23 protein-coding genes and 1 pseudogene are annotated in these 26,366 nt (G+C 70.0%); 8 read left to right on the top strand and 16 right to left on the bottom strand.

Features of this window, described 5'->3' with window-relative positions; genetic code table 11:
- Positions 1-49: 49 nt before the first annotated feature.
- From OH768_RS12770 to OH768_RS12745, 6 genes are all read right to left on the bottom strand, one after another.
- Positions 50-1,447, bottom strand: a complete 1,398-nt coding sequence (locus tag OH768_RS12770; RefSeq protein WP_406453122.1) for a glycoside hydrolase family 43 protein — start codon at positions 1,445-1,447, stop codon at positions 50-52.
- A gap of 154 nt (positions 1,448-1,601) precedes the next feature.
- Positions 1,602-2,537 (bottom strand): ROK family protein, encoded by a 936-nt coding sequence (locus tag OH768_RS12765; protein WP_406453120.1) that lies wholly within the window; start codon positions 2,535-2,537, stop codon positions 1,602-1,604.
- The gene (locus OH768_RS12760; protein WP_406453118.1) at positions 2,534-4,189 is read right to left on the bottom strand and encodes a dipeptide ABC transporter ATP-binding protein; all 1,656 of its coding nucleotides are present in this window, start codon (positions 4,187-4,189) and stop codon (positions 2,534-2,536) included. Before OH768_RS12760 ends, OH768_RS12765 begins: the two co-directional genes overlap by 4 nt.
- A complete protein-coding gene (locus OH768_RS12755) occupies positions 4,186-5,058 on the bottom strand; it encodes an ABC transporter permease (RefSeq protein WP_406465250.1) in 873 nt (290 codons plus the stop codon). Before OH768_RS12755 ends, OH768_RS12760 begins: the two co-directional genes overlap by 4 nt.
- Before the next feature lie 26 nt (positions 5,059-5,084).
- Complete coding sequence (locus OH768_RS12750; protein ID WP_406453116.1) at positions 5,085-6,044, bottom strand: ABC transporter permease; 960 nt, start codon at positions 6,042-6,044, stop codon at positions 5,085-5,087.
- A gap of 3 nt (positions 6,045-6,047) precedes the next feature.
- Entirely contained in the window at positions 6,048-7,805 is a 1,758-nt protein-coding gene (locus OH768_RS12745) for a peptide ABC transporter substrate-binding protein (RefSeq protein WP_406453114.1), read from the bottom strand.
- Positions 7,806-7,985: 180 nt separating this feature from the next.
- Between OH768_RS12745 and OH768_RS12740 the strand changes: the two genes are divergently transcribed.
- Positions 7,986-9,179, top strand: a complete 1,194-nt coding sequence (locus OH768_RS12740; protein WP_406453113.1) for an ROK family protein — start codon at positions 7,986-7,988, stop codon at positions 9,177-9,179.
- A 102-nt stretch (positions 9,180-9,281) separates the two neighbouring features.
- Entirely contained in the window at positions 9,282-10,790 is a 1,509-nt protein-coding gene (locus OH768_RS12735; RefSeq protein ID WP_406453111.1) for a M81 family metallopeptidase, read from the top strand.
- Here the strand turns inward: OH768_RS12735 and OH768_RS12730 are convergent.
- From OH768_RS12730 to OH768_RS12710, 5 genes are read right to left on the bottom strand one after another with little or no spacing between them, the layout of a single operon-like run.
- Entirely contained in the window at positions 10,771-11,388 is a 618-nt protein-coding gene (locus tag OH768_RS12730; protein ID WP_359606042.1) for an ATP/GTP-binding protein, read from the bottom strand. The genes OH768_RS12735 and OH768_RS12730 overlap by 20 nt on opposite strands.
- Positions 11,375-11,734 carry a DUF742 domain-containing protein gene (locus tag OH768_RS12725; protein ID WP_019071425.1) on the bottom strand — a complete coding sequence of 120 codons (360 nt, stop codon included), beginning with the start codon at positions 11,732-11,734 and terminating at the stop codon, positions 11,375-11,377. The genes OH768_RS12730 and OH768_RS12725 overlap by 14 nt, the downstream gene beginning before the upstream one ends.
- Position 11,735: 1 nt before the next feature.
- Positions 11,736-12,167 carry a roadblock/LC7 domain-containing protein gene (locus OH768_RS12720; protein WP_019071426.1) on the bottom strand — a complete coding sequence of 144 codons (432 nt, stop codon included), beginning with the start codon at positions 12,165-12,167 and terminating at the stop codon, positions 11,736-11,738.
- An 11-nt stretch (positions 12,168-12,178) separates the two neighbouring features.
- Positions 12,179-14,569, bottom strand: coding sequence for a nitrate- and nitrite sensing domain-containing protein (locus OH768_RS12715; protein WP_406453108.1), 2,391 nt, complete (start codon positions 14,567-14,569; stop codon positions 12,179-12,181).
- A gap of 39 nt (positions 14,570-14,608) precedes the next feature.
- Complete coding sequence (locus OH768_RS12710; RefSeq protein WP_406453106.1) at positions 14,609-15,628, bottom strand: substrate-binding domain-containing protein; 1,020 nt, start codon at positions 15,626-15,628, stop codon at positions 14,609-14,611.
- A 443-nt stretch (positions 15,629-16,071) separates the two neighbouring features.
- Here OH768_RS12710 and OH768_RS12705 point away from each other — a divergent pair.
- Positions 16,072-16,491 (top strand): annotated as a pseudogene (locus OH768_RS12705) (MFS transporter); the annotation flags it as partial.
- 55 nt (positions 16,492-16,546) lie between these two features.
- Here OH768_RS12705 and OH768_RS12700 read toward each other — a convergent pair.
- Together OH768_RS12700 and OH768_RS12695 are read right to left on the bottom strand one after the other, a co-directional pair.
- The gene (locus tag OH768_RS12700) at positions 16,547-16,687 is read right to left on the bottom strand and encodes a hypothetical protein (RefSeq protein WP_406453104.1); all 141 of its coding nucleotides are present in this window, start codon (positions 16,685-16,687) and stop codon (positions 16,547-16,549) included.
- A gap of 28 nt (positions 16,688-16,715) precedes the next feature.
- Positions 16,716-17,171 carry a tellurite resistance TerB family protein gene (locus OH768_RS12695; protein WP_019071429.1) on the bottom strand — a complete coding sequence of 152 codons (456 nt, stop codon included), beginning with the start codon at positions 17,169-17,171 and terminating at the stop codon, positions 16,716-16,718.
- 142 nt (positions 17,172-17,313) lie between these two features.
- Here OH768_RS12695 and OH768_RS12690 point away from each other — a divergent pair, with 142 nt between their 5' ends.
- Genes OH768_RS12690 through tatA form a run of 3 tightly spaced genes read left to right on the top strand, consistent with a single transcriptional unit; the run spans position 17,314 to position 20,435 of the window.
- Positions 17,314-17,667 (top strand): ArsR/SmtB family transcription factor, encoded by a 354-nt coding sequence (locus OH768_RS12690; RefSeq protein ID WP_406465248.1) that lies wholly within the window; start codon positions 17,314-17,316, stop codon positions 17,665-17,667.
- Positions 17,657-20,149: a magnesium-translocating P-type ATPase gene (gene mgtA, locus OH768_RS12685; protein ID WP_406453102.1), complete on the top strand. Its 2,493-nt coding sequence runs from the start codon at positions 17,657-17,659 to the stop codon at positions 20,147-20,149. The genes OH768_RS12690 and mgtA overlap by 11 nt, the downstream gene beginning before the upstream one ends.
- Positions 20,150-20,180: 31 nt before the next feature.
- Positions 20,181-20,435 (top strand): Sec-independent protein translocase subunit TatA, encoded by a 255-nt coding sequence (tatA, locus tag OH768_RS12680; protein WP_406453100.1) that lies wholly within the window; start codon positions 20,181-20,183, stop codon positions 20,433-20,435.
- Between the two features lie 66 nt (positions 20,436-20,501).
- On the opposite strand, the gene OH768_RS12675 is transcribed toward tatA, so the two are convergent.
- On the bottom strand, positions 20,502-20,945 hold the full coding sequence (locus OH768_RS12675; protein WP_406453098.1) for a DUF6114 domain-containing protein: 444 nt from the start codon (positions 20,943-20,945) through the stop codon (positions 20,502-20,504).
- Entirely contained in the window at positions 20,945-21,628 is a 684-nt protein-coding gene (locus OH768_RS12670; protein WP_406453096.1) for a DUF6230 family protein, read from the bottom strand. Before OH768_RS12670 ends, OH768_RS12675 begins: the two co-directional genes overlap by 1 nt.
- A gap of 698 nt (positions 21,629-22,326) precedes the next feature.
- Here OH768_RS12670 and OH768_RS12665 point away from each other — a divergent pair.
- Complete coding sequence (locus OH768_RS12665; protein ID WP_406453094.1) at positions 22,327-22,980, top strand: Tat pathway signal sequence domain protein; 654 nt, start codon at positions 22,327-22,329, stop codon at positions 22,978-22,980.
- Positions 22,981-23,014: 34 nt separating this feature from the next.
- Here the strand turns inward: OH768_RS12665 and OH768_RS12660 are convergent, their stop codons facing one another.
- Positions 23,015-23,959, bottom strand: a complete 945-nt coding sequence (locus OH768_RS12660) for a lytic polysaccharide monooxygenase (RefSeq protein WP_406453092.1) — start codon at positions 23,957-23,959, stop codon at positions 23,015-23,017.
- 333 nt (positions 23,960-24,292) lie between these two features.
- Here OH768_RS12660 and OH768_RS12655 point away from each other — a divergent pair, with 333 nt between their 5' ends.
- The gene (locus OH768_RS12655; RefSeq protein WP_406453090.1) at positions 24,293-26,107 is read left to right on the top strand and encodes a S8 family peptidase; all 1,815 of its coding nucleotides are present in this window, start codon (positions 24,293-24,295) and stop codon (positions 26,105-26,107) included.
- Positions 26,108-26,366: the final 259 nt, after the last annotated feature.

The raw sequence follows: 26,366 nt of genomic DNA, 5'->3' as shown, positions 1-26,366 counted from the left end.
CCGTTCTCCGGGAGGCACCCGCGTCGCCGTGCCCGTCGTGCCCGCGGGCTCAGTAGCCGACGTAGAACGTCGCGTCCTGCTGGTCCGTGGCCGTCGAGATCGGGTCGATGCGCAGCACGTAGTTGGAGTGCCGGATGTAGCGGGTCGGGTTGTTGTACGACCGGAAGGACGCCCAGGTGGAGTCCGCCAGGCCGGCCGTCCGGTAGAACGTGGCGTCCCCGGCGAACGTCGACGTGCCGTCGTTCACGTCGAGTTGGAGCGCGTAGTTGTAGTGCCGCAGATACCGCGTCGGGTAGTTGACCGACTGGAAGGACACTCCCGCGCTGTCCGCGAGGCCCGGCACCAGGGTCCACTGCGAGTCGGTGTACGGGTCGAAGGCGTACTCGTCGATCCGGCCGACGAAGTTGGAGTGCCGGACGTAACGCGCCGGATAGTTGTAGGACTTGAGCCGGTTCCAGGCCGGCGTGCCCCACTTCGCCACGAGGTTGTTGTACTCGGCCGCGGTGATCGGCTGGATGCCGCAGTGCTTGGAGTTGAGCGGCTGGGTGTAGAGCTTCTGGTCGACGGCCGTCCAGGTGCCGGCGGCGAGACTGCTGGTCTGCCAGGCGTAGAAGACGCCGTTGGGGTCCCAGGTGTCGCCCCAGAGGTACCAAGTGGAGCTGGAGGCAAGGGACTTGACCAAGGTCGGGGCCTCGGTGCCGTTGTGCGAGACCGCGGTGCTGAACTCGGTGAAGCTGCCCGGGTCCAGTGACGTGGACTTCGCGCCGACCAGCGTCGAATTCTTCTTGAAGTAGAGGTAGTTGACCCCGTTCACGCCCACGGCGAGATCACCGTCGATGACGTCGTAACCGGGGTCGAAGAACACCTGCGGATCGCCGGCGGTCACGAAGTCGCTCGTGTAGTTGACCATGATGACGTTGTGGCCGCTGTCGTTGACGGCCGAGTAGATCACCCCGTACTGCCCGCGCCCCGCGTCCCAGTACGACTCCGGCGCCCACGCGTGGGTGTCCAGGTCGTGCACCTTCATCCGCCGGTAACCGGTGAAGGTGCGCAGATCGGTGGAGTCCCAGACATGGATGTACTGGCTGACGTACGACCAGTCGGTGCCGTTGAGGTCCGTCGCGAGGACCACGAACGTGCCGTCCTGCTTGCGCAGGATGAAGGGGTCGCGCAGACCGAGGGAGCCCGCGGTCGGGGTGGCGACGGGGGCGTTCTGGTTCAGCGGGGTCCACTGCAGACCGTCGAGGCTGACGGCCAGGTGCAGGCCGTAGTTGGCGCCCAGGAACGTCGGCGACTCGGTGAAGTAGCACATGACATGAGCCGAGTTGGTCGCCGCCCGCGCGCTGCCGGCGCCGAGTGTGAGCGCTCCGGTGGCCGCGAGGGGGACGGTCGCGGCCATGCCGAGGAACAGGCGGCGGGAGGGGTGGGGGAGAGGGGGGACGGCCATGTGTTCTCCAGGGGGATACGAGCGGCCCATTGATTCATATCGTTCGACATTCCGAACGGGGTTCGGTAAGTCGATCAGAAGGTAGAGATGGGGCGCGTGCGCGTCAATCACACGGTCGTGCTTGGCCGGTTCTCGTCGTTCACGTAGGCGTCCGCTACGAGCCGCCTGTGTGGATCAGCAGTTCCGTCCGCGCCCTGGCCGCCGCCCCGACCGCCACCGCGTCACCGCCCAGCCTCGCCGGCAGCACCCGCACCGGGTGACCGCTCACCGGCGGCTCCAGCGCCAGCGTCTCCCGCACGGCCGACCCGACCAGCGCCCACGAGCGGCTGACACCCCCGCCGATCACACACGTCGTGACATCCAGCAGCCCCGCCGTGATCAGCAGCGCACGGGCCACACCCCGGCCCGCGTCCCGGTACACGGCGAGCGCGTCCGGGTCGCCGCCGCGGGCCGCCTCGGCAACCGCGCGGCCGGTACGGTCCACACCGGTCCGCTCCCCGTACCGCGCCGCGATCGACCGCCCCGACGCCAGCGTCTCCAGATGCCCCCGGCCACCGCACGTGCACGGCAGCTCGCCGAACCCCGGCACATGACCGATCTCGCCCGCAGCCCCGCGCGGCCCGTCGTAAAGGGCGCCATTCAGCCACAGTGCGCCACCCACCCCGGTGCCGAGCGTCATCCCGAGCACGTTCTCCTCACCCACGACGGCTCCCTTCGCGACCTCCCCGCGCAGAAACGCGTTGACGTCGTTGTCGAGGAACGCCGGTACATCCAGGGCCCGTTCGACAGCGGCAGTCACCTCGAACCCGGCCCAGTCGCGGAACGAGTCGCTCGCCACGAGGATCCGCCCGGCCCGTACGTCCACGAGCCCGGCCGCGCCGACCCCGACCCCGAGCAACCGGGCGGGCGTACGGTCCAGCAGCAGCCGTAGCGCGGAGAGTGCGGATTCGAGCATCGCCGCCCCGCCCTCGCTTGCCGGGGTCGGCACCTCCACCCGGTCCAGGACGTCGAGCCGGTCCGTGCACAGCACGACCTGAGTGGTGGTCCCGCCGATGTCGACACCGGCGATCACCTGGTGAGCCTCGCTCACGCGCCGGCCTCCGTCCCCGACGCCACCCGGCGTTCTCTGCGCTCCCGTTGGAGTACCGGATCGGGCACGGGCACGGCGGCGATGAGCCGGCGCGTGTACGCGGTCTCCGGGTGCAGCAAGGTGCTCATGGTCGGCCCCTGTTCCTCGACCCGCCCGCCCCGCATCACGACAACGCGGCCCGCGAACTGTTGCACCACGGCCAGGTCGTGCGACACGAAGAGACACGCGAACCCGAGCTCCGCCTGCAACTCGGCGATCACCTCCAGCACGGTCCGCTGCACACTCACGTCCAGCGCGCTCGTCGGCTCGTCCGCGACCAGCAACCGCGGCGCGAGCACCAGCGCCCGCGCGAGACTCACCCGCTGCCGCTGCCCACCGGACAGCTCACGCGGCCCGCGCCGCGCCAACTCCCTCGGCAGCCGCACCAGTTCGAGCACCTCGGCGACCCGCTCCCGCCGCTCGACGGCCCCCATCCCACGCCGGTGCACCCGCAGTGGCTCGGCCACACACTCCGCGACACTCATCCGCGCGTCCAGCGAGGCCACCGGATCCTGCAGCACCACACCGACCCCGGCCAGCAGGGCCCGCCGCGCCCGCCCCCGTGCCTTGCGCAGATCGGCCCCGAAGAGCGAGACCTTCCCCGACTCCGGCGCCACCAGCCCGAGGGCCACCCGTGCCGCGGTCGACTTCCCCGACCCGGACTCTCCGACGAGCCCCACGGTCTCCCCGGCCCGCACGGTCAGCGACACCTCGTCCAGCGCCCGCACAGCACGCGGCCCCCGCCCGAACCGCACGCCCACACCCCGGAGTTCGACGACCGGCGCCCCCTCGGGAGTCTCTTCGCGCACGGGACTCCCGGCCCCGCTCACCGCAAGTCGGGGCACAGCCTCCAGCAATCGCCGCGTGTACTCGTGCGCGGGCCGCAACAACACGTCCTCCACCGCCCCGGTCTCCACGATCTCCCCCTCCAGCATCACGGCGACCCGGTCGGCGAAATCGGCGACGACCCCCATGTTGTGCGTGACCAGCAGCACGCCCGTCCCCGAGCCGACGGCCAACGCCCGCAGCAGATCGAGGATTTCGGCCTGCACGGTGACATCGAGCGCGGTGGTCGGCTCGTCCGCGACGAGCAACCCGGGCGAGTTGGCGATGGCCATGGCGATGACGACCCGCTGCCGCTGCCCACCGGACAACTGGAACGGAAACGCGGAAGCCCGCCGCTCCGGGTCGGGAATACCGACCCTGCGCAGCAGCGCGACGGCCTCGGCAGCCGCCTCCTGCCGGGAGACGTCCCGATGATTCCGTACAACTTCCGCTATCTGCCTGCCGATTCGGGTCAGCGGATCGAGCGCGGTGGCCGGCTCCTGGAACACCATCGAGGCCGTACGCCCACGCAGTCGCGCGAGTTCGGCCTCACCGGCGCCGACCACATCCGTACCGCCGACCGAAACACCCCCGGAAGCGCGGGCGTTGCCCGGCAGCAGCCCGAGGGCGGCGAGCGCCACGGTCGACTTCCCCGACCCGGACTCACCCACCAGGGCCAGGGTCTCGCCGGGCGCCACCCGCAAGGAAACCCCGCGCACGGCGGGCACGTCACCGCTCTCCGTCGAGAAGGTGACGCCCAGATTCTCCATCTCCAGGATGTTGTTCATCCGCGTCCCCTCACGTCGAAGGCGTCCCGCAGTCCGTCACCGATCGCGTTGAAAGCGCACACGACGAGGATGATCGCGAGACCCGGTGGCACGATCAGCCACCAGCGTCCCGAGTAGGCGGCCGTCAGCCCGGCCGAGAGCATGCCGCCCCAGTCGGTCGCCGGCGGCTGAACTCCCAGCCCCAGATAGGACACATAGGCCACGAGCAGAATCGCGTCGGCGACCTGGAAGGTGGCCGCGACGACGATCGTCGACACCGAGTTGGGCAGGATGTGCCGGGCGATGGCCCGGCCGTGCGAACCACCGATGGCGCGCAGGGTCAGCACATAGTCGCGGCTCTTCAACGTCAACGTCTCCGCGCGCACCAGCCGCGACGGCACGAGCCAGGACACCAGCCCCAGGATGACGATCAGCCCGCCCGTGTCCGGCGTGGTGATGGCGGACACGACCAGCAGAATGAACAGGGCCGGAATCGCGATCCCGGCATCCACGACCCGCATCATGACGGCGTCGACCCACCCACCCGCATACCCCGCGATCGACCCCCAGAGCGTCCCGATGACAGTGGCGAGCACCCCGGCGGCAAGCCCGACGAGCAACGAGACCTTCCCGCCGTACATGAGCCGCCCGAGCTCGTCATGCCCAACGGCGTCCGTACCGAGCCAATGCGAGCCGCTGGGGCCGAGGTTGACCTGCGTGAGGTCGGTGTGGGTCTGGTCGGTGGAGAAGAGAAGCGGCCCGATGAAGCAGAACAGAAAAAAGAGGGCAACCACTACGAGTCCGGCAACGGCAAGCTTATTGCGCGCGAAGCGCGCTCTCAGGGGCGCGGGGCTGTTTCGATTTGCGGCTCCGCCGCGGGGCGCGCCCAGCCCCCACCGACCGGCACTTTGAACACTCACGTCGTGCCCCCTTTCACGCGAGGATCCACGATCCTTTGGACGACATCGGCGAGCAGCGTCCCCACCACAGTCGCCACAGAGATCACCAACACACACCCCAACAGCACCGGATAGTCCGAAGACTGAGCCGCACTCCAGAACAACAGCCCCATCCCCGGGTAGTTGAAGAGCTGCTCGACAACCAGCGCACCCCCGAACAGGACCGGCACGTAGTACCCGAGCATCGCGATCACCGGAGTCAACGAGTTCCGGAACACGTGCTTGAAGAGAATCTCCCGCTGCCGCGAACCCCCCGCCCGAGCCGTCCGCACATAGTCCTCGGACAGGTTCTCCAGCGTCGCCGCCCGCATGTACCGACTGAACACGGCAACCATCGAGGCCGCCCCCGTCAACACCGGCAGCACCAACGCCACCGGATCCGCGAAGACTTGAGCAACCGTGTCCCCCTGCGGCGCCTGCGACGGAAACCACCGCACGACCTGCGTGAAGACCATCACCAGCACAAGTCCCAGGAAGTACACGGGAGTCGAGTACGCCACAAAGCTCAACGTGGTGATGACGTAGTCGGCAGGCTTGTTCCGCCGCACCGCCTGCCACATGCCCAGTGGAAGAGCGAGCAACAGCCCGACAACCGCCGACAGCACGGTCAACACCAGTGTCTTCGGCAGCCGTTGCTCGATGAGCTGGGACACCGCCTCGTTGAGGGTGTACGACGTGCCGAGGTCCCCGTGCAGCAACTGCCGCAGGTAGTACAGGTACTGCACGGGCAGCGGCCGGTCGAGCCCCTGGTCGTGGTTGAACAGCGTGATCTGCTGGGGCGTGGCCTGCGGGCCGAGGATCCCGCGTGCGGGACCCCCGGGCAGCGCGTGCAGCAGACCGAAGACCACGACCGTCACGATGAGGATCACGACGAGCGCCTGGGCGATCCGCCGGGTCAGATACAGGAGGGTGTCCATGCCTCAGCTGGTCCACTTCCACTGTGCCGGGTGGAAGTTGGCGAGCGGGTCCTGCGAGAAGCCGCCGAGGCCGTTCTTGACGACGGAGATCTGGTAGTCGGGCTCCGGCAGCCAGATCACCGGCAGATCCTTGGCGAGGGCCGCGCTGTAGTCCTGGACCGCCTGCGTCGAACTCGACGTCGTGGACGCGGAGATGAGCTTGTCGACATCGGCGTTGGAGTAGTTGCCGAAGTTCGCGCCGCCCTTCGTCTGGAAGAGCGAGTCACCCGTCGGGAAGGCCGGGAAGTACCAGCTGCCCGCCGTACCGAAGTAGGACAGCTGCCACTTGCAGATCGACTGCGAGGCGGTGCACTGCGGGGTCTGCGACAGCACGGAGTTGACCGGCGCGGTCTTGATGGAGAACTTGATGCCGGTCTTCGCGAGCGAGGACTGGATCGCGCTCATCATGTTGTCGGTCACCGTCGAACCGGACTGCGACAGCACCTGCATCTGGAACTTCGTCCCCTTGGCGACCCCTTCACCGCACTGGGCGGCGCCGGTGCCGGGGCTGGTGCAGGTCATGACCCCGCCCTGCTCGCTCCAGCCATGGCTGGTGAGAAGGGACTTGGCGGCCGAGGTCGAGAACGGATACGGGTCGCTCTTCTGCGTGGCCGACAGGAACGACGAGCTCTGCGCCTGGGGGACGGGCCCGTACCCGGGCACCGCCGTCCCGTTGAAGATGACCTTCGCCAGAGTGCTCTGGTCGATCGACCGCTGCACGGCCTGCCGGGCGTAGAGCTGCTTGAACACGGCACCCATGGAAGGGTTGTTGAAGTTGTACGGCATGTAGGTGATCGCCCAGCCCGACCACGGCTTCACCGTGTAACCCCGCGCGGTGAAGCTGTCCTTCTGGTCGAGGTCGGTGGCCTCGATGTAGCCGTAGTCGACGCTCCCCGAGCGCAGCGCGTTCTTCTCCGCGTCCGCCGTCGTGAACGGGAGGAGGTTCACGGTGGGGATACCGGCCTTCTCGCCGCCGTCGTACTTCGAGTTGGCGGCCAGGACGACCTTGCCTGCCGTGGAGAAGGACTTCACGGTGTACGGGCCGCTGACCGTCTTCCACAGGGCGTTCGTGGCGTACCCGTTGATGTTCTTCGCCGCGCTGTTGAGGTACGTCCAGTCCTTCTTGGCGTCCCCGGCCTTGTCCCACACGTGCTGGGGCAGCGGGTTGATCTGGCTCAGCTCGTTGGCCAGCATCCACTGCGGGTTGTAGGCCTTGTCGAAGGTGATCGTGAAGTGGTGCGTGTCCACCGTCTTGAAGGACGTCCAGTTGTCCGGCGCCTTGCCGGGGTTGTAGCCCGCCCACTGCGCCTTGTTCGCCTTGATGAGGTCGAACCAGAACTTCACGTCGGCGGAGGTGATCGGCTTCCCGTCGCTCCACTGCCGCTCGCCGAGGGTGATCGTGACGCTCTTGTTGTCGGCCGCGAAGTCCGCCGCGGTCGCCACCGAGCCCTTCTTGTTCCAGCCCATGGTCCCGGTCGAGCCGTCGTAGGCGATGAGCGGCTCCCACAGCGCGTTCGCGATCGAGATGTTGTTGGTGTTGAGGTGGGCCGCGGTGCCGATCGGCAGGATCCAGTTCGGGGTGAAGTTCGCGGGCAGCGCGTAGTTGATCGCGTCGTGCGCCCCGGAGGACGACGTACCGCTCGACCCGGAACAGCCCGCGAGCAGCAGCGAGGCCGTGGTCAGGGAGGCACCGGCGAGGAGTCTCTTGCGGACAGGGGACATGGTTCTCCTCGGAAAAAGAGGGGCGGAGGCGGGAGTGAGGACAGTCAACGACCCCTGTGGGCGAAGAAACAGGCGTGCCGCTGTAAAAAGCCTGTTACTGCCGTTCTGGAAAAAGCGAACAGGGCATGCGGGTGACTTACGCTCGTCGCCCCGATCGCCGATCCGGAAGTAACTTCCTTCATGCCTGAAAAAAGTGCCCATCGCCGGAAGAGCACCTCGGGCGTCTCCTCACTGGCCGAGCACGTCCTCGAACTCCTCGCCTCCGGACAGGCCGCGACCCGTACCGACCTCGCCGAACTGCTGGGTGCCGCGCCCTCGACGATCTCCCTCGCGGTGAGCCAGCTGGTGTCCCTGGGCCTGGTCGCCGAGCACGGCACGCGCTCCTCCACCGGCGGCCGGCCGCGCAAGGTGCTGCGGCTGGGCGGCAGCGACGGCTTCGCGGTCGCGGCCGAACTCGGCGGCAAGCACGCACACGTGGGCGTCGTCCTGCCCGGCGGCGGGCTCACCGACGTGTCGACGGTTCCCTTCCCGACGGCGGACGGTCCCGAGGCCGCGCTGCCGGGTCTCGCCGACACGCTCCAGGGCCTCGCCGAGCGACGCGGGCCGGAGCTGCTGCGCGGGGTCGGGCTCTCGCTGCCGGGCCCGGTCGACGTCGCGGGCGGCGTCGTGACCCTCCCGTCCCGGATGCCCGGCTGGAACCGGTTCCCGGTCCGGGCCTGGCTGGAGGACCGGTTCGGCGTCCCGGCGGCCATCGAGAACGACGCCAACTGCATGGCCGTGGGCGAGCACACCGTGCAGCCCGCCGAACGCCGTCAGTCGATCATGGTCAAGACAGGCACCGCGATCGGCGCCGGCGTCATCGCCGACGGCCGCCTCTACCGCGGCGGCACCGGCGCGGCGGGCGAGATCACCCACGTCCGCGTCGAGGCCGCCCACGACATCCCCTGCTCCTGCGGCAACACCGGCTGCCTCGAAACCGTCGCCTCGGGCGCCGCCCTGGTCCGCATCCTGCGCGGCCACGGCCTGGACGTGACTTCTACCGAGGACGTCGTACGCCTGGCCACCGACTCCCACCCCGAGGCGACCCGAGCCGTCCGCCAGGCCGGCCGCTACCTGGGCCAGGTGCTCGCCGCCAACGTCAACTTCTTCAACCCCGACGCCGTGTACCTGGGCGGCATCCTCTCCACCCTGGAACCCTTCGTCGCGGCAGTCCGCAGCCAACTCTACGAAGGCTGCCACCCGTTGGTGACGGAACACCTGGCGATCGAGCGCGCCAGCTTGGGAGCCGACGCGGGCTTGGTGGGAGCAGGCCAGTTCGCGCTGCAACGGGCGTTGGCGCAGGCATTGCAGACGGTCACAGACAAGACGCGGTGACTTGTGCTTTTAGGGGCGCGGGGCTGTATCAATATGCGGCTCCGCCGCGTGGGCGCGACCAGCCCCCACGCACCCGCACCCGACACACAACCTGGAGCCCCCATGCCTTCTTCTCGTCCTGTCATCGCGATCGCAGGCCTCGGCATCGAGTCCTCGACATTTTCCCCGGCCCGCACGGAGGCCCCCGCCTTCCACCCCCAACGCGGCCCCGAAGTCCTCACCCGCTACCCCTTCCTGGCCCCCGGTACCCCCCTCCGCGAGGCAGCGGACTGGCGCGGAGCCCTCGTAGGCAAGGCACTCCCCGGCGGCACGGTGACGTCCACCGCCTTCACCGCCCTCTCCGACGAACTCATCGCCAGACTGGGGGAGTTGGGCCCCCTGGACGGCCTCTGGTACGACATCCACGGCGCGATGACGGTCGAGGGCATGGACGACGCCGAGGCCCAACTCCTCACCCGCATACGGGAAACCATCGGCCCGGACACCCTCGTATCGACCTCGATGGACCTTCACGGCAACGTCTCCCGCGGACTGGTCCACGCCGCCGACCTGATCACCTGCTACCGCATGGCCCCGCACGAGGACGCCATGGACACCAAGGAACGCGCCGCCCGCAACCTCGTAGAACTGCTGGCAAGCGGCGCCCCCCGCCCGGTCAAGGCCTGGATCCCGGTCCCCGTACTCCTCGCGGGCGAGCAGACCTCCACCCGTATCGAACCGGCGAAGAGCGTCTACGCGGCCGTAGAAGACGTAGAAGCGAAGGAGGGTGTCACGGACGCGGCGATCTGGGTCGGCTACGCATGGGCCGACGAACCCCGCAACCGGGCCGCGGTCGTCGTCACAGGACCGTCCGCCGCCCAAGTCGCGGCAGGCGCCGAGCAGTTGGCGCGCGGCTTCTGGGCGGCACGCGACGACTTCGCGTTCGTCGCCCCGACCGGCACCCTGACCGAGTGCCTGGACGAGGCCCTCGCCTCCACCGCCCGCCCGTACTTCATCAGCGACACCGGCGACAACCCGACCGCGGGCGGCGCGGGCGATGTCACCTGGGGGCTCCAACAGGTCCTGGAACGCCCGGAGTTCAAGGACCAGGACGGTCCTACGGTCATCTACGCGTCACTGCCCGGACCAGCCGCCGTAGCCACAGCGGAGCGCGCCGGTGTCGGCGCCACCGTAACCGTCACGGCCGGCGCGGAGGTCGACGACCGCCACGCGCCCCCGCTGACACTCACCGGTGTAGTGCACTCCGTCCGCCACGGCGACCGGGACGCCGAGACCGAAGTGGTGCTGCGGGTCGGCAGCGTGTATGTGATCCTGACCCGGCTGCGGAAGCCGTACCACCACGAACACGACTTCACCGACCTGGAGTTGGAGCCGCGCGCGGCCGATCTCGTGCTTGTCAAGATCGGCTATCTCGAACCCGAGCTCTTCGCCATGGCCGCCGACTGGAAGATGGCCCTCACCCCGGGGGGAGTCGACCAGGACCTGGTCCGGCTCGGTCATCACCGCATCCCGCGGCCGATGTTCCCCTTCGACCGGGACATGGCAGAGCCGGACCTCACGGCCCGGATCATCGCCTCCTCGGACGCACCGCTCAGCGGGGCGGACGAGTGAGCCTGCCGCCCCCGCCGTCCTCGATGGCCGCCTCGATCAACTGGTCCAGCAGTGCGATCAGTACGTTCCGGCACGAGTCGCGCTCGCGGGCGTCGCACAGCAGCACCCGGACGTCCTCCGGGAGCGCCAGCGCGTCGCGGACCGCCTCCGCCGGATACGGATGCTCGCCGTAGAAGCCGTTCACGCCCACCACGAACGGGATGCCCCGGCGTTCGAAGAAGTCGACGGCCGCGAAGCTGGACTTCGGGCGGCGCACGTCGATCAGGACCACCGCGCCCAGCGCGCCGAGCGCCAGGTCGTTCCACATGAACCAGAAGCGCTGCTGGCCCGGGGTGCCGAACAGGTACAGCACCAGGTCCTGGCCTATGGTGATGCGGCCGAAGTCCAGGGCCACGGTGGTGGCCCGTTTCTCCTCGATGCCGTCGAGGTCGTCGACGGCGAGGCTCGCCGAGGTGAGCGGTTCCTCGGTGCGCAGCGGCGCGATCTCGCTCACCGAACCGACCATGGTGGTCTTGCCGACGCCGAAGCCCCCCGCGATCAGGATCTTGACCGTCTCGGGCGGCGCGGGTGCCGGAGCGATGGTGTCAGAGCCGGCCAAGGCCCTCCCTCACTTTCTGCAGCAGGTCCATGTCCGGGCTGGTACGGGAGACCGGGTGCGGCGGACGGGCCGTGATCAGGCCCGCCTCCAGCAGGTCGCAGAGCATGATCACTACCACGCTCACCGGAAGGTCGACAAGGGCCGCGACCTCCGCCACCGCCAGCGGCTCCGCGCACAGCCGCAGGATGCGGGACTGTTCCGGCTGCGGCCGGGGCGCCCGCGCGGGCGCCGGGTCGACCGCGGTGACCGTGGTGATGAGGGTGAAATCGGCGCGGCTGGGCCGGGTTCTGCCACCGGTCAGCGTGAACGGTCGTACCAGCCGTCCCGCCGCGTCGCCACCGCTCACCTCACTCGCCGGAGCCGGCCGCGGGGCCGACGTTGGCCCTCGGCGCGGCGCTGAGATGCTCGCCTATCTTCTTCACCAGCATGTTCATCTGGTAGGCAACGACCCCGACGTCCGCGCCCGGACCGGTCAGCACGACCAGGTGGGCGCCGGGGCCCGCCGAGGTGAGGATCAGATAGCTGTTCGCCATCTCGATCAGCGCCTGGCGCACCGGACCGCCGCGGAAGTCCATGCTGACCCCCTTGCTGAGGCTCATCAGCCCGGACGCGGTGGCCGCGAGCCGCTCGGCGTCGTCGCGCAGGAACCCGGTGGACTTGCTGACGACGAGGCCGTCCTCGGACAGCACGACGGCCTGGTTCACCTCGGCCACCCGGTCCACGAGTCCGGTGAGCAACTGGTCGAGTTGGGTGTGCGTGGCGGGCACGGGACGTGTCATGGCGGAGTCCTTCATGAGCGATCGGCGGGCGGATTCGAGGAGGCGGCGGCTTCCTCCCGGTCGTACTGCGACGGCGCGTCGTCGTCGATGGAGTCTCGCGCCTGGAACGTGCCGCGCTGGAACCCGGCCAGCGAGGAAGCCGCACGTTCCGCGGTGAAGTCTTCCAGCTCCCCGTCCTCCTCGGCCGGTCCGGCCTCCTCCCGCAACTCACTGGCCAGACTGGTCTGCGGCACCCGCCGTGGCAACGGGGTCAGCCCGCCGAGATCGGCGGTGACCGGGGGCTCGGCGGACCGGGCCGGGGGCTCGGCGGACCGGGCCGGGGGAATGGCGGGCAGCGCCCCGGGCGCGGGAGCCGGCAGTTCGGCCGCCCGCGCGGCCACGGCGGTGATCTGTGCCGCGGTGCCGGCCTCGTCGCCGTCGGAGCCCTTCGCGGCGCCCGGCGCCGGCTCGTCCAACGGCTCGGGTACGACGATCTCGTGCGGGATCAGCACGATCGCGGTCGTGCCGCCGTACGGCGAGGAGCGCAGCGTCACCGCGATGCCGTGCCGGGTGGCGAGCCGGGCGATCACGAACATGCCCAGCCGCAGGTCGTCGGCGAGCGCGACGACGTCGAACTGCGGGGCCACCGCGAGCTGTTCGTTGAGCGAGGCGTAGTCCTCCTCCGACATGCCGAGCCCGCGGTCCTCGACCTCGATCACCAGACCCCTGGCGACCATCGCGGCCCGCACGCCGACCGGGCTGGGCGCGGGGGAGTACACCGTCGCGTTGTCGATCAGCTCGGCCAGCAGATGGATCACGTCGGCGACCGCGGGCGGCGCCAGGCACACCTCCTCCTCGGTGTGCACCTCCACCCGCTGGTACTCCGCGACCTCACCGACGGCACTGCGCAGGATGTCGATCAGCGCGACCGGCTCGGTCCAGCTGCGGCGCGGCTGCTCACCGCTGATGACGACGAGGTTCTCCTCGTAGCGGCGCAACTGGCTTGCCGTGGAGTCCAGTTCGTAGAGGCCGCGCAGGACCTCGGGGTCGTCGTGCCGGCGTTCCAGCGCGTCGAGCTTGGTGAGCTGGAGGTTGACCAGGTTCTGGCTCTGCCGGGCGATGCCGAGGATGACCTTCTGGAAACCCCGCCGGGTGTCGGCGAGTTCGATCGCGGTGTGTACGGCCGTGCGCTGCGCGGTGTTGAACGCCTGTGCCACCTGGCCGAGTTCGTCGCCGCCGTAGTCCAGTGGCGGGGTCGCCGACTCCACGTCGATCTTCTCGCCCCTGTTCAACCGGGCGACGACGTCGGGCAGTCGGTCCTCGGCCAGGCTCAGCGTGGCCATCTTCAGACCGCGCAGCCGCCGGGACAGGGAGCGGGTGATCCGCCAGGACATGCCGACGCACAGCAGCAGGGCGGCGAGTCCGCCGGCGCTCAGCGAGGCGGCGGTGACGAGCAGGCTGTGCGCCTTGTCGGAGCTGCGGTCGAGGAGTCCGGCCGTCTGCTGCCTGATCAACGCCGTGTACTCGTCGCCGACTTCGGTCAGCGCCGCGGTCCACTGCTTCTGCTCGTCCGGCAGAGTGATCCGGCCGGCCGAGCCGTTGTCCGGCACCGCCTTGCCCGCCGTACCGGCCGTGAGCACCGCGTCCTCCGTGGACTCCAGGGTGCTCCACTCGACGCTCTGCAGAATGTGCTCGATCTTCGTCTTGGCGGCGCCCTGGAACCCGGTGGTGATCTGGTCCTCGACCAGCCAGCGCCGGGCGTGCACCAGCTCGGCGAACTGCTCCCACGCCGCGTTGTCGACGTGCCCGGAGGGCCAGGCCAGGGTCAGCTGCGCGTCCTCCTGGGAGACCAGCTCCGCCCCGTGCTCCAGCGCGACGAGCGGCTCCGCCTGCGAGGTGAGGTCGCCGTCGTCGACCTGGGAGAGCTCCTGGAAGGCCTGGATCTGGTCGTCGATGATCGAGGTGTACTGGTCCAGAACCTGCTGGGGCGTGATGTCGGTGGGCTTGTCCACCTGGCTCCGGTAGTACTCCAGGCTGTCCGCCGAGGCGACGACCGAGTACATCCGGTCCCTGATGCGGGTCGGTGCCTTCTTGATGGCGCCGGACTGGCCCACGAGCTGGGCCACCGCCTTGTCCGTCCTGACGCGCTGCGCGTCCAGCGCGGTCCGGGAGCCGTGCGGCGAGGCCAGCCAGGCCGCCGAGAGACTGCGTTCCTGCTGGAGCGCGAGCGCGGCCTCGGTGCCCATGGCGCCGGTCGATCTGCTCAGCTCAGTCTGCGACCGCAGCCGCAGCCCCTCGGTGAACATCTGGGTCGTCGTCACGCCCCACATGGCGGCGAGCGTGACGCTGGGGACCAGGGCGAGCAGGATCAGGGAAAGTCGTATGGAACCGACGCGGCGCCGGGCACCTGTCCGTGGAGACATCGTGGTCGTCCTCGCTCCATCCTCGTACGAAGTGTCCGGTCAGCGCGTTCCGTTGGCCGCGAACTTCGCGACCGCGCCGACGTTCGTCTTCGTCACGAACGCCGGGCCGGTGAGCACGGGAGCCACCCCGCCGCCACTGATGTTGCCGTTGGTCTTGTACAGCCACAACGAGTCCACGGCCAGATAGCCCTGCAGATACGGTTGTTGATCAACCGCGAACTGTACGTCCCCGCTCTGCACGGCCTTGACCAGGTCCTGGTTGAGGTCGAAGGTCGCGACCTTGGCCTTGCTGCCCGCCGCCTTCACGGACTTGACCGCGGACAGTGCGAAATCGGCGCCCAGCATGACCACTTCGTCGATGCTGGGGTCCTGCTTGAGCCGCTCCGTGACACCCGCGGCCACGGCGTTCATGTCGGTGCCGTCCACATAGAGCATGTCGGTCACGCCGGTGAACGCCTTCTTCACACCCGCGCAGCGCGCCTCCAGGGCGACATTGCCCCGCTCGTGGATCACGCACAGGGCGTGCTTGGCCTTGAGGGCGTCCAGTTTCTCGCCGACGGCGCGGCCCGCGACGCTCTCGTCCTGCCCGAAGAACTCCAGGACACCGTCCGACTGCCAGGAGTCGATACCGGAGTTGAGGCCGACCACGGGGATGTCCGAGGACTTGGCCTGGGCGATCGGCGCCTTCATCGCGTCCGGTTTGGCGAGCGTCAGCGCGATGCCGTCGGCCCCGTCCCGGATCGCGTCCCGCACGAGCTCGGCCTGCCCGGTGGCGTCCGGGTCGCTCGTGTACGTCAGCTCGACGCCGTCCTTGGCGGCGGCGGCCTCGGCGCCCTTCTTCACCAGCACCCAGAAGGCGTCGCCCTTGCTCGCGTGGGTGACCATGGCGATCTTGAGCCGGCCGGTGCCCGCGGCACCGGCCGCGTCCGTGCCCGTGCCGGACCCGGAACCGCCGGTTCCGGAGCAGCCGGCGAGCAGCAGACAGACGGCTACGGCGCCGGTCAGCACCGTGCCGGATATGCGACGGAAGGGGGCGTGAGGTGAGGGTGGAGTGGTCATGGGGGGTGCGGCACCTCGCTGTGCGGCCGAGCTCGGGGACGGGGAGAGTGCGCCCGGAGCCGTATGAGGTGCGCCGACCGGGTGACTCCCGCTGGGCCGGAGCCAATCGTGTGTGACCGCTGGTAGTCAAGTGAGCAGCGACCCGCAGTGAGTTGTTGCTGCCGCATTGTGATCATCTCGACGTCATAAGGAGGTTGAGGAGGTTACGTTCGGAGGACGGACGGTTGCGTCGGCAACTCGGCCTCATTGTGTGGGACTTCGCCATCGTGAGGGCCGCGGATGGAAGAAATCCGCGATCCCGGGGACCGCGCTGGAAGGGACCGACCCCACGATTCCACGCTTCGGCCAGGAGACAACTCCGCACCCAGGCACGGCCGACCACCCCCGAGGGGACCCACCCCCGGCGCTGGTCCGCACTCGTCGCCCTGCTCCTGGCCGAGGCGATGAACCTGCTGGACGGGACGGTCGTGCAGATGGCCGCGCCGGCGATCCACGCCGAACTGGGCGGATCGGCCTCCGACATCCAGTGGTTCACGACCGCCTACCCCCTGCCGCTCGCCGTACTGCTGATCACCGGGGGCCGGCTCGGCGACATCGCGGGCCGGCGGCGGCTGTTCGTGCTGGGCGTCACCGGATTCACCGCTGCCTCCCTCGCCTGCGAGCTCGCACCGGGCGTGGGGTTCCTGATCGCGTTCCGTGCCGCGCAGGGGGCGTCGGCGGCCCTGGTGATCCCGCAGACCATCGGCCTCATCAGGGCGATGTTCGCCGGTGACGAGATGCCACGCGCCCTGGGCGGCATCGGTCCGGTGATGGGCCTCGCCGCGGTCTGCGGCCCGGTTCTCGGCGGCGTCCTCACCCACGCCGACCTGTTCGGCTCGTCCTGGCGCGCGGTGTTCCTGGTCGACGTCCCGCCACGCCTCACCGGCCCCCGCCCCGCTCACCCGCCCGCCCCGTCAGGGAAGGGCTCGCTGCCTTCAGGTTGCGCAGGACCGGGCTGGTCTCCAGGGTGCGGACGGTGGGCAGGGCGTGGATCAGACCGCGGTCCAGGGTGTCCGGCATGCTCCCGGTCATGTCCCCCGAAGGCCGGTCAGAGGTCGAACTCGTGCGGCGGCAGGTCCAGGGTGAAGCAGGCCTCGCGGACCACGGCCTGCTCGGTCTTGTCGAAGTCGCCGTCCGCGCCGCCGATCACGATGCCGATCTGGATCACGGCACGCGCCTCGGCGGGCTTCTTCTTCGCCTTGGCGATCTCCTGCAACACGCTGACCTTGCCGAAGGCGAAGTCGGCCGTCAGCTTGTCCAGGTTCGCGTCGAAACGGCGCTGGAGATCCATCGCGTCGAAGTTCTGCAGCACCTCGTTGCTCGCGATGAGCTGGGCGACGCGCTGCCGCTCCGAGGGGTCGACGGTGCCGTCGGCAGCCGCCACGAGCGCGCACATCGCCATGCTCGCGTCGCGGAACGCCCCGCTCTTCAGATCGTTCTTCTTCGCCACGAGCTGGGTCTGCATCGTCGACGCGGACTCCTTGAAGCGGTCCCACAGGGCCATGCGAACTCCATGCGTAGTAGTCGTGCGTATACAAATTCGTGGCTGCAGCACCGTGGAAACTCCCCGGACCGGGGAGAAGTTCCGGCCCCCTAGACTGGGGCGGTTCGTACGAAAGCAACGGCCAGGACGGGAGGCGAAGACGGTGCAGACAGCCGGCCGCGGCTTCGACGACCCGTCCGCCGACGTGCTCGCGGACGCCGCCGCGGCCTTCGGACTGCTGGCCTCGCCCGCGCGGCTGCACATCGTGTGGGCGCTGGCCCAGGGCGAGAGCGATGTCACCGGGCTCGCGGAGCGGGTCGGCGGCGCACTGCCCGCCGTCAGCCAGCACCTGACCAAACTGAAACTCGCCGGCCTGGTCCGCTCCCGCCGCGAGGGCCGCCGCCAGGTGTACTTCGTCGACGACCCCGACGTGGTCGACGTGGTCCGGCTCGCGGTCGCCCGCCTCACCGACCGTGCCGACCGCGACGTGCCCGCCCCCCGACTCCGTGGCCTCTGACGCCGCCGCCCACCGGCACACCCCGCTCCAGGCGCTACGTCACCTCGACACCGGCCCGCGCGGACTGACCGAACCGGAGGCCGCCGCCCGGCTCGCGGCGACCGGCGAGAACACCCTCCCGGAACGCCGTACGACACCCTGGCACCGCCTGTTCCTGCGCAGTCTGCGCGACCCCTTCACCGCCGTCCTGCTCTGCCTCGGCCTGGTCTCGGCACTCGTCGCCTCCTGGGGCACCGCCGCCGTGATCCTCGCGCTCGTCGCCGTGAGCTGTGTGCTGCGCGCCGGCGGCGAGCACCGGGCCGACCGCTCCCTGCACGAGCTGCGCGAGCTGGTCGGCTCGACCGCCTGCGTACTGCGCCGCGCGGAGGCCGGGGCACCGGTGCGGGTCCGGGAGATACTGGTCGCCGAACTGGTCCCGGGCGACGTGGTCGCGCTCGGCCCCGGCGACCTCGTCCCGGCGGATCTACGACTGCTGCGCGCGAGCGGGCTGACCGTGCACCAGGCCGCGCTGACCGGCGAGTCCGCGCCGGTCGCCAAGGCCGCCGTAGAACTGCCCGGCGCGGCCGACGAGGGCCCCTTCGCCCAGCCGCACCTGTGTTTCCAGGGCAGCGGCGTCGTCTCCGGCAGTGCCACGGCGGTCGTCCTGGAGACGGGAGCGCGGACCCGGTTCGCCGCCGCGCACGACGGGCCGGTGCGGCGCGAGCCGAGCGCCTTCGACCGCTCCGTGCACGGCGTCTCCTGGGTGCTGATCCGGTTCATGCTGCTGACGCCCCCGCTGGTCCTGATGGCCAACGCGGCACTGCGCGGCCGGGGCCTTGAGACGCTGCCGTTCGCCGTCGCGGTGGCGGTCGGACTGACCCCCGAGATGCTCCCGGTGATCGTGACGACCTGCCTCGCGCGCGGGGCCGCGCTGCTCGCCCGTACGCACGGCGTCGTCGTCAGACGGCTCCCCGCCCTGCACGACCTGGGCGCCGTGGACGTCCTCTGCCTCGACAAGACCGGCACCCTCACCCAGGACCGCCCGGTCGTGGAACGCACCCTCGGCCCCGACGGCCGCGACGACCCGGACGTCCTCAACCAGGCCGCCGCCGCCGCCTGGTGGACCCTCCAGCTCGCCGACGCACCCGTCCCCGACGCCCTCGACGAAGCACTGCTGGCCGCGGCGGGGCCGGTGGGGGAGGAGTACGACGGGATCGCGGCCGTACCCTTCGATCCGCTGCGGCGGCTCGCCTCGGCGGTGGTGCGCGGCGAAGCCCTCGGGACGCACACCCTCATCGTCAAGGGCGCGGTGGAGGACGTGGTGGAGCGGTGCGTGCTGGAGCCCGGCGAACGGGACCGGCTGCTCGCCCTGGCCACCCGCGAGGCCGAGTCCGGTCTGCGGCTGCTGGCGGTCGCCACCGCCCAACTCCCGGCCCGCACGCGCGCGTACAGCCCCGCCGACGAACGGGGCCTGACCTTCCGGGGGCTGGTCACCTTCCACGACGCCATCGACCCGGCCGCGCCGGAGGCCCTGCGGGCCCTGGCCGGCCTGGGTGTCGGCGTGCGGATCCTCACCGGCGACCATCCGGCCACGGCGGCCCGGGTGTGCCGGGAACTGGGTCTGGACCCCGGGCAGGTGCGGGTCTCCGCCCGCTGCACCCCTCAGGACAAGGCCCGCGCGGTCGCCGCCCTCCGCGCGGCCGGACACACCGTCGGCTTCCTCGGCGACGGCCTCAACGATGTGCCCGCGCTGCGCGCCGCCGACGTCGGGATCGCACCGCGGGCCGCCGTCGACACGGCCCGCGAGGCCGCCGACGTGGTGCTCGCCGGGAAGGACCTCACCGCGATCCGGCACGCGGTCACGGCCGGCCGCCACAGCAGCGCCAACATCGCCTCGTATCTGCGGGTCACGTTCTCCTCGAACCTCGGCAACGTCATCGCGATGCTCGCCGCCGGTCTGCTGCTGCCGTTCCTGCCGATGCTCCCGGCCCAGGTACTCGCCCAGAACCTCTGCTTCGACGCGGCCCAGCTGGCCTTCGCCCACGACCGGCCGTCGGCCGCCGGGCTGCGCCGGCCGACCGAGCTGCGGCCCCGGGCGTTCCTTCGGTTCATCACCGGGTTCGGGGCCCTCAACGCGGTCGCCGACCTCGCCACCTTCGCCGTGCTCGCGCTCGCGCTGCGCGGCCCCGACGCCGTGGACGACGAAGTGCTGTTCCACTCGGCCTGGTTCACCGAGAACCTGCTCACCCAGGCCCTGGTGATGCTGCTCCTGCGGACCGGCCGGAGCCTCGCGGAGGGTGGTGGACCGGGGCCGGTCGGGCGGGCCGCGGCCGTGCTGGCCGCCGTCGGACTGCTGCTGCCGCCGACTCCGCTGGGCGCGGCGCTCGGCATGACGGGGCTCGCGCTTCCCTACTACCTGCTGCTCGCGGCTGTGCTCGGTCTGTACGCCCTGGCCCTGAGGGGTCTGCGATCCACTCGTGGGTTGTACAGTTGCGCAACATAGCAACTGTTGTCAGGGACGAAAGGGCGAGATCATGCTCCGCAACGGACTGGAGCCATGGCACCTGCTGGTCGTGGCGATCATGGTCATCCTGCTGTTCGGCTCGAAGAAGCTCCCCGAGGCCGCGCGCGGGCTGGGCAAGTCCATGCGCATCCTCAAGAGCGAGGCGAAGGCGATGAAGGAGGAGGGCAACGTGGCGGAGTCGGTCCCCGTACATCCGACCGCCGTGCACACCTCGACCGAGTCCCTGGCGGCCACCAACACCGAACCGCCCGCGCCCGCGCACTGACGGCACGGCGGGCATGCGTCGAGCCCCGGCGGTTGCCGGGGTGTGACGCCCTTGGGGCCCCAAAGGTCAGGCCTGGTGCTGGAGTTCCGTCTTCGTGGCCGACTTCGCCTCGCGCTTGCGGCGCCGGCGCTCGGACCGCGGCTCCTGGTCCGGCAGCCAGCCGAACGTGAGGCAGCTGCCGACGACTCCCAGCAGCAGCCCGACGAAGAAGCCGCCGAGGTTCGAGGTCAGCCAGGAGCCCAGCGTGCACAGGACCCCGACGATCGAGTAGAAGAGCCGCTGACTCGGGCTGAAGAGGATCAGCAGGCCGAGCAGCACCATCAGCACGGGGAGCAGATAGCCGGTCATGCCCTGCATCCCGATGTGCATCGCGACCTTCAGCGACACCTTCTCCGTGAGCAGGATCTCCGCCCCGCCCAGGGCGAGCAGCAGCCCGCCCCAGAACGGACGACCGGCCCGCCAACGTCGCAAGGCGGGCCGCATCCCCTGCCGTGACAGGTTGTCGGACATCAGCAACCCGAGTCGCTGAAGCTGAGCTTGAGGCCCGGCAGCTTGAACACACCCGCCGTGGTGGCGTAGTTGGTCTGCCGCAGGTTGTCGATGTGCACGGTGTCGGACTGCTGGCTGAAGACGCCCTTCTTGCCCTGCACACCGGCCTTGGTGAGCGTGCTGGCGTCGTTGCCGATCTCGATGTTGCCGAAGGAGGCGTCACCCGACAGTTCCGTCGAGTCCGTGGTGAGGTTGCTCGCCGTCACCTTCGTCGAGCCGCTGCCCGCCTTGATGAGCAGGTTGATGCCGCCGAGGTCGACGCTCTGGCAGAGGCTGTCGAGCGTGGCGCTCTTGATGGCGGAGGTCATGACCAGCACCTGCCCGCCGGTGTCACCCGCGTTCGGGCTGTTCGGGATCATGTTGTCGAGGTCGCCGAACTGCTCGAAGCCGGTGCCGTCGAGCGACTTGGCGGTGACCGTGAACGGCATGCCCGAGATGGAGAACTGCACCCCCAGGGCGCCCTGGGCGGTGAGGATCCCGAGGGCGGCGGCGGCCAGGGTGGCCGGCACCGCCATCACCGCGGCACGGCGCAGTCGGACCTGACCGCGTCTTTCGGGGACCTCGGCGGTCTCAGGTGCGGAACCGGTTTCCGGGTTCTCGGGGGTGTTGCCTGCGGACGAGTTGGCGTCCGAGGGTGAAGCCATGTCTGCTCCCATGTGCTGCTCTAGTCAACGCGAGTCGGTATCCAATGTGGCGCGTTGTCCTGGCGCGGACAGCGAGTGCGGCGCAGCCATCCTCACAACTCCCGGCGGGTGCAAGGGCTTTCAGGTTACGCAGCAGTAGCCGTCGAGGAAGTTACCGGGGGTTACATTCGAGGGTCAAGGGAGTTGTGGAAAAAGAGTGTTGATGATGTGCCACCTGTGAGGCAAGGCCTCTCCGCGATCTCGCGGGCCCTGTGACCGCACACCGATCAACGCACCAACTTGACTTGCACGTCTTGACGTTGACGGACACTCAGGTCTACAACTCTCCCTTGTTTGCCGGATCCGTGGCGCCGGATCCGGCACGTGGCAGGAGCCGCGTTCCCGGACTTCCCTTTCCACAAGGGCGCTTCACGCCCGCAGAGTCCGAACCCCGCGGCCCGGCACGGCCGCTTCCCCCCTGGTCCGTGCCGTCCGCCCCACCGCCCGGCCCGGCCGGAAGCCTTCAACCCCCGTGGGCCTCCGGCTGGTCACCGGCCGGCCGCCGTTGCCGGCCCGTCGCGTACGGAGAAGGCGTCACGGGCCGGCGACGGCGAACTCGCGCGCCCCAAGCACCAGTTCAGCCACCGTCGAAACACCCCCCAGTTCCCCCACCCCCCAAAGAACCCCTGGTTCCACTTCGGAAGAAGAGGTACACCCGCATGCGCACTCGCACCGTCCTCACCCTCGTCGGCTCCGTCGCCGCGCTCACCCTCCCCTTCACCGTCCCGGCGTCCGCGGCCGACACCCCGGTGCTCACCACCGGCAGCCTCGCCGGTACGCCCGTCGCCGTCGGCGATGTGCTGACCGCACCCCTGGCCACCGGCACCAGCGCCACCCTGTACTCCAGCGCGACCGGCACCAGCGGCATCAAGTGCACCTCGTCGACGTTCACCGCGACCGTCGTCGACAACCCGACCGCGCCGGGCACCGCCACCGAGTCCGTCTCCGGGCAGACCTTCGACAGCAGCAGCTGCACCAGCAACGTCCTCGGCGTCCTCGGCGTCTCCAGCATCACGGTCGACAACCTGCCGTACACCACCGCGGCCGTCTCGGACGGCACCCTGACCGTCACCCCGGCCAGCGGCTCCACCATCCAGACCACGGTCAAGCTGACCACCCTGCTGGGCAGCATCACCTGCGTCTACCAGGCGCCCAGCCTGAGCGGCACGGCGAGCAACACCGACACCAGCATCAACTTCACCAACCAGGCCTTCACCAAGACCTCGGGCTCGTCCCTGTGCTTCAGCGCGGGCTACTTCACCGCGAAGTACGCCCCCGTGACCGATGGCGGCGCGGCGGTCTACACCAACTAAGGAGCAGGACAAGCAGGGCCTGTACGCGTCGAGTTCAGCGTCGGCGCAGTCGCAGGAACAGGGCGGCGCCCCCGGTGAGCACCAGCACCGCGGCGGCGCCGCCCGCCAGCATGGGCGCCGAAGGGCCGCCCGAAGAGGCGTCGATGTCGGACGCCACCGGACTGCTGCCCGGCGCGGTGCTCTCCTCGGCAGGGGAGGCCTTCTGCGCCGTAGCGGATTCCTCGGCCTTCGCCGAAGGGCTCGCGGCCGTCGGGGACTTGACCGCGGACGACGACGGACTGGCGCTCGCCGCCTTGTCCTTCGAGCCGGCCGCCCCCGTGGAGGAGGACGAGGTGCTGCCACCCGGGAACACCACGTCCGAGCACGAGTAGTACGTGTCCTCGGTACTGCTGTTCTGCCAGATGGTGTAGATCAGCTGGCGCCCCGTCCGGCCCGTCGGCAGCGTCGCCTTGATGCGGTACGCGCCACCGGTCAGCGGCGGGTCCTTCACCTCGGCGAAGGGCTGCGTCGGCAGCTCGGACCAGGTGAGCGGCTTCGACGGGTCGTAACCGGCCTTCGTCAGATACAACTTGAACGTGCCGGTGTGCGCGATCGTCGACGCGTACGTCATCGTCAGCTTCGCCCCTGGAGTCAGCCGCGTCGACGGAAAGTCGGTACGGGCGAGGTCGAGCCCCTTGTAGTCGGACAGGCCGCCACTGCACAGCTTCCCGTCGGGGATCAGCTGCCGGTCCCGACCGTTGATGTCCGGGACCCGAATGTTGTCCCAGAAGGTGAAGGGCCCCCCGTTCGCCGCCACGGCCGCCTTGCAGGCCGCCGTCCCGGCCGCGCTGCCGCCCTGCGGCGAGCAGGCGTACACCCGGCTGACCGGATACGTCGGCGCCCCGTGCGCCTGCGCCGGACCCGCCGCCCAGACGGTGAGCAGCAGCGGGGCCATGGCGGCGCCCGCCATGGCGGTGCGGTGTGCGGTCATCCGGGACATCCGGAACGTCTCCTCGGCCGGGGCGGGAACGGTCTGTCCGTGTCATACGGCCGTCGGGCCCCACGCGTTCAGTCCGCCCCCACTGCCGTGAACCGGGGCAGATCGGTCAACCAGTCGATGTCGAGGGCGGTTTCCGGCCCGACCGAGGGTTTCCCCCGTATCCATATGACCTTCTCTTTGCCTATCGTTTGGCCACAGCTGACCCACAGGCAACCCCTGTCGAGGCGGCTCCCGTGCCCGGCGCTCTCTGGATCGACCCCCCACCGCTTCGACGACGAAGCGAATCGACCGCCGCTCCGCGCTGCTCGGAGTCCGGCCACGAAAGGCAAGCCCATGCGCACTCCCACGGCATTCCCCACCGGACGGACCCTGATATCCGTCGCCGCGGTCTCCGCGGCCCTCCTCGCCACGGTGGCCACCTCGGCCGCCGTCGCCCAGGAACCCCCCACCCGGGCCGCCGCACCGGCTCTGCCCGGACAGACCGAGGCCGCCCCCGGCACCCTCGCCCAGCGCCTCATCGTCGGCTACAAGTCCGGTGCGGCGGAGGCGAGTTCGAACCGGGCCGCCGAAGCCGACGCCACCGCCAAGGGCAAGGAGACCGGCGAGGACGTCGGCTTCCAGCGCCGCCTCGGCACCGGCGCCGCCCTCGTCGGCCTCGGCGACGCGCAGAGCACCACCGAAGTCGCCGACGTCATCGCCGAGTTCAAGTCCGACCCGCAGGTCTCCTACGTCGTACCGGACCGGCTGAACACCCCGCAGGCCGACCCGAACGACACCGAGTACGGCAAGCAGTGGGACCTGTTCGAGTCCACGGCCGGCATGAACGTCCCCGCCGCGTGGCCGACTTCGACCGGCAGCGGCGTCACCGTCGCCGTCATCGACACCGGCTACGTCACCCACTCCGACCTCGCCGCGAACATCGTCGCCGGCTACGACTTCATCACCGACACCGCCGTCTCGGTCGACGGCGACGGCCGCGACAGCAACCCGGCCGACCCCGGCGACTACTACGCCGCCAACGAGTGCGGTACGGGCATCGGGGCGAGCAACTCCTCCTGGCACGGCACCCATGTGGCCGGCACCATCGCCGCCGTCACCAACAACGGCAAGGGCATCGCGGGCATCGCCTACGGCGCGAAGATCTCCCCGCTGCGCGTCCTCGGCAAGTGCGGCGGCTACGACTCCGACATCATCGACGCCATCACCTGGGCCTCCGGCGGCACCGTCTCCGGCGTCCCCGCCAACGGCAACGTCGCCAAGGTCATCAACATGAGCCTGGGCGGCGACGGTGCCTGCACCTCCGCCACCCAGAGCGCGATCACCGCCGCCGTGAACCGCGGCACCACGGTCGTCGTGGCGGCGGGCAACGACAACGACAACGTCGCCAACCACTCGCCCGGCAACTGCGCGAACGTCATCTCGGTCGCCGCCACCAACCGCGCCGGCGCCAAGGCGTCCTACTCCAACTACGGTACTGGCGTTGACATTTCGGCCCCCGGCGGCCAGACGAGCACCGGCACCGCCAACGGCATCTACTCCACGCTGAACTCCGGCACCAGGACGCCGTCCACCGAGTCGTACGCCTACTACCAGGGCACCAGCATGGCCACCCCGCACATCGCGGGCCTGGTCGCGCTCATGAGGTCGGCGAACTCCGCGCTCACCCCGGCCCGGATCGAGTCGGCGATCAAGACCAACGCCCGTGCCCTGCCCGGCAGTTGCTCGGGCGGCTGCGGCGCGGGACTCGCCGACGCGGCCAAGACCGTCCAGGCCGTCAGCGGCAACGGCGGTACGACGACGGGGACCACCTTCTCCAGCACCACCGCCGTCGCAATCCCCGACGCGGGCTCGGCCGTCGAGTCCCCGATCGCCGTCAACGGCCGTAGCGGCAACGCGCCTTCGGCCCTCCAGGTCGCTGTCGACATCACCCACACCTACCGCGGTGACCTCGTCCTGGACCTGGTCGCGCCGGACGGTTCGACGTACCGTCTGAAGTCCGCCAGCACCTCGGACTCCGCCGACGACGTCAAGGCCACCTACACGGTGGACGCCTCCAGCGAGACCGCCAACGGCACCTGGAAGCTGCGGGTGCAGGACACGGCCGCCCAGGACACCGGAACACTCAACAGCTGGAAGCTCACCTTCTGACCTCACAGGTCATCCACAGAAACCGACCGGCCGACCCGTAAGTGGAGGCGTGCCCCCAATGGGTGCCTTCCCGGGGTGGCCGGTCGTTCGTTGGCCGAGAACGGTCGCTGACACGTGCCACAGATACCGAAAGTGGTCAAGAGTCGGGGTGGGGGTGACAGAGAGACGCAAGTGATGGGAACGTGAGGGGACTTGGTGGTCTTCGGGGGCGAGGTCAAAGCCGTCGGACGGTGAGCTACTGTGTACAGGGGGTAAGAAA

Source organism: Streptomyces sp. NBC_01622 (assembly GCF_045209635.1).
Lineage (GTDB): Bacteria > Actinomycetota > Actinomycetes > Streptomycetales > Streptomycetaceae > Streptomyces.
Note: the sequence above shows the minus strand (reverse complement) of the source record. Positions and strands in the feature narration are given on the sequence as shown.

What these genes read in the sequence shown, in the direction of transcription:
- OH768_RS12735 (WP_406453111.1), top strand. Translation starts at nt 9,282, where the DNA reads ATGCCTTCTTCTCGTCCTGTCATCGCGATCGCAGGCCTCGGCATCGAG.
- OH768_RS12700 (WP_406453104.1), bottom strand. Translation starts at nt 16,687, where the DNA reads ATGCCGGACACCCTGGACCGCGGTCTGATCCACGCCCTGCCCACCGTC.
- OH768_RS12760 (WP_406453118.1), bottom strand. Translation starts at nt 4,189, where the DNA reads ATGAACAACATCCTGGAGATGGAGAATCTGGGCGTCACCTTCTCGACG.
- OH768_RS12660 (WP_406453092.1), bottom strand. Translation starts at nt 23,959, where the DNA reads ATGTCCCGGATGACCGCACACCGCACCGCCATGGCGGGCGCCGCCATG.
- OH768_RS12770 (WP_406453122.1), bottom strand. Translation starts at nt 1,447, where the DNA reads ATGGCCGTCCCCCCTCTCCCCCACCCCTCCCGCCGCCTGTTCCTCGGC.
- OH768_RS12710 (WP_406453106.1), bottom strand. Translation starts at nt 15,628, where the DNA reads ATGACCACTCCACCCTCACCTCACGCCCCCTTCCGTCGCATATCCGGC.
- OH768_RS12675 (WP_406453098.1), bottom strand. Translation starts at nt 20,945, where the DNA reads ATGTCCGACAACCTGTCACGGCAGGGGATGCGGCCCGCCTTGCGACGT.
- OH768_RS12750 (WP_406453116.1), bottom strand. Translation starts at nt 6,044, where the DNA reads ATGGACACCCTCCTGTATCTGACCCGGCGGATCGCCCAGGCGCTCGTC.
- tatA (WP_406453100.1), top strand. Translation starts at nt 20,181, where the DNA reads ATGCTCCGCAACGGACTGGAGCCATGGCACCTGCTGGTCGTGGCGATC.
- OH768_RS12745 (WP_406453114.1), bottom strand. Translation starts at nt 7,805, where the DNA reads ATGTCCCCTGTCCGCAAGAGACTCCTCGCCGGTGCCTCCCTGACCACG.
- OH768_RS12740 (WP_406453113.1), top strand. Translation starts at nt 7,986, where the DNA reads ATGCCTGAAAAAAGTGCCCATCGCCGGAAGAGCACCTCGGGCGTCTCC.
- OH768_RS12655 (WP_406453090.1), top strand. Translation starts at nt 24,293, where the DNA reads ATGCGCACTCCCACGGCATTCCCCACCGGACGGACCCTGATATCCGTC.
- OH768_RS12720 (WP_019071426.1), bottom strand. Translation starts at nt 12,167, where the DNA reads ATGACACGTCCCGTGCCCGCCACGCACACCCAACTCGACCAGTTGCTC.
- OH768_RS12665 (WP_406453094.1), top strand. Translation starts at nt 22,327, where the DNA reads ATGCGCACTCGCACCGTCCTCACCCTCGTCGGCTCCGTCGCCGCGCTC.
- OH768_RS12670 (WP_406453096.1), bottom strand. Translation starts at nt 21,628, where the DNA reads ATGGCTTCACCCTCGGACGCCAACTCGTCCGCAGGCAACACCCCCGAG.
- OH768_RS12695 (WP_019071429.1), bottom strand. Translation starts at nt 17,171, where the DNA reads ATGGCCCTGTGGGACCGCTTCAAGGAGTCCGCGTCGACGATGCAGACC.
- OH768_RS12715 (WP_406453108.1), bottom strand. Translation starts at nt 14,569, where the DNA reads ATGTCTCCACGGACAGGTGCCCGGCGCCGCGTCGGTTCCATACGACTT.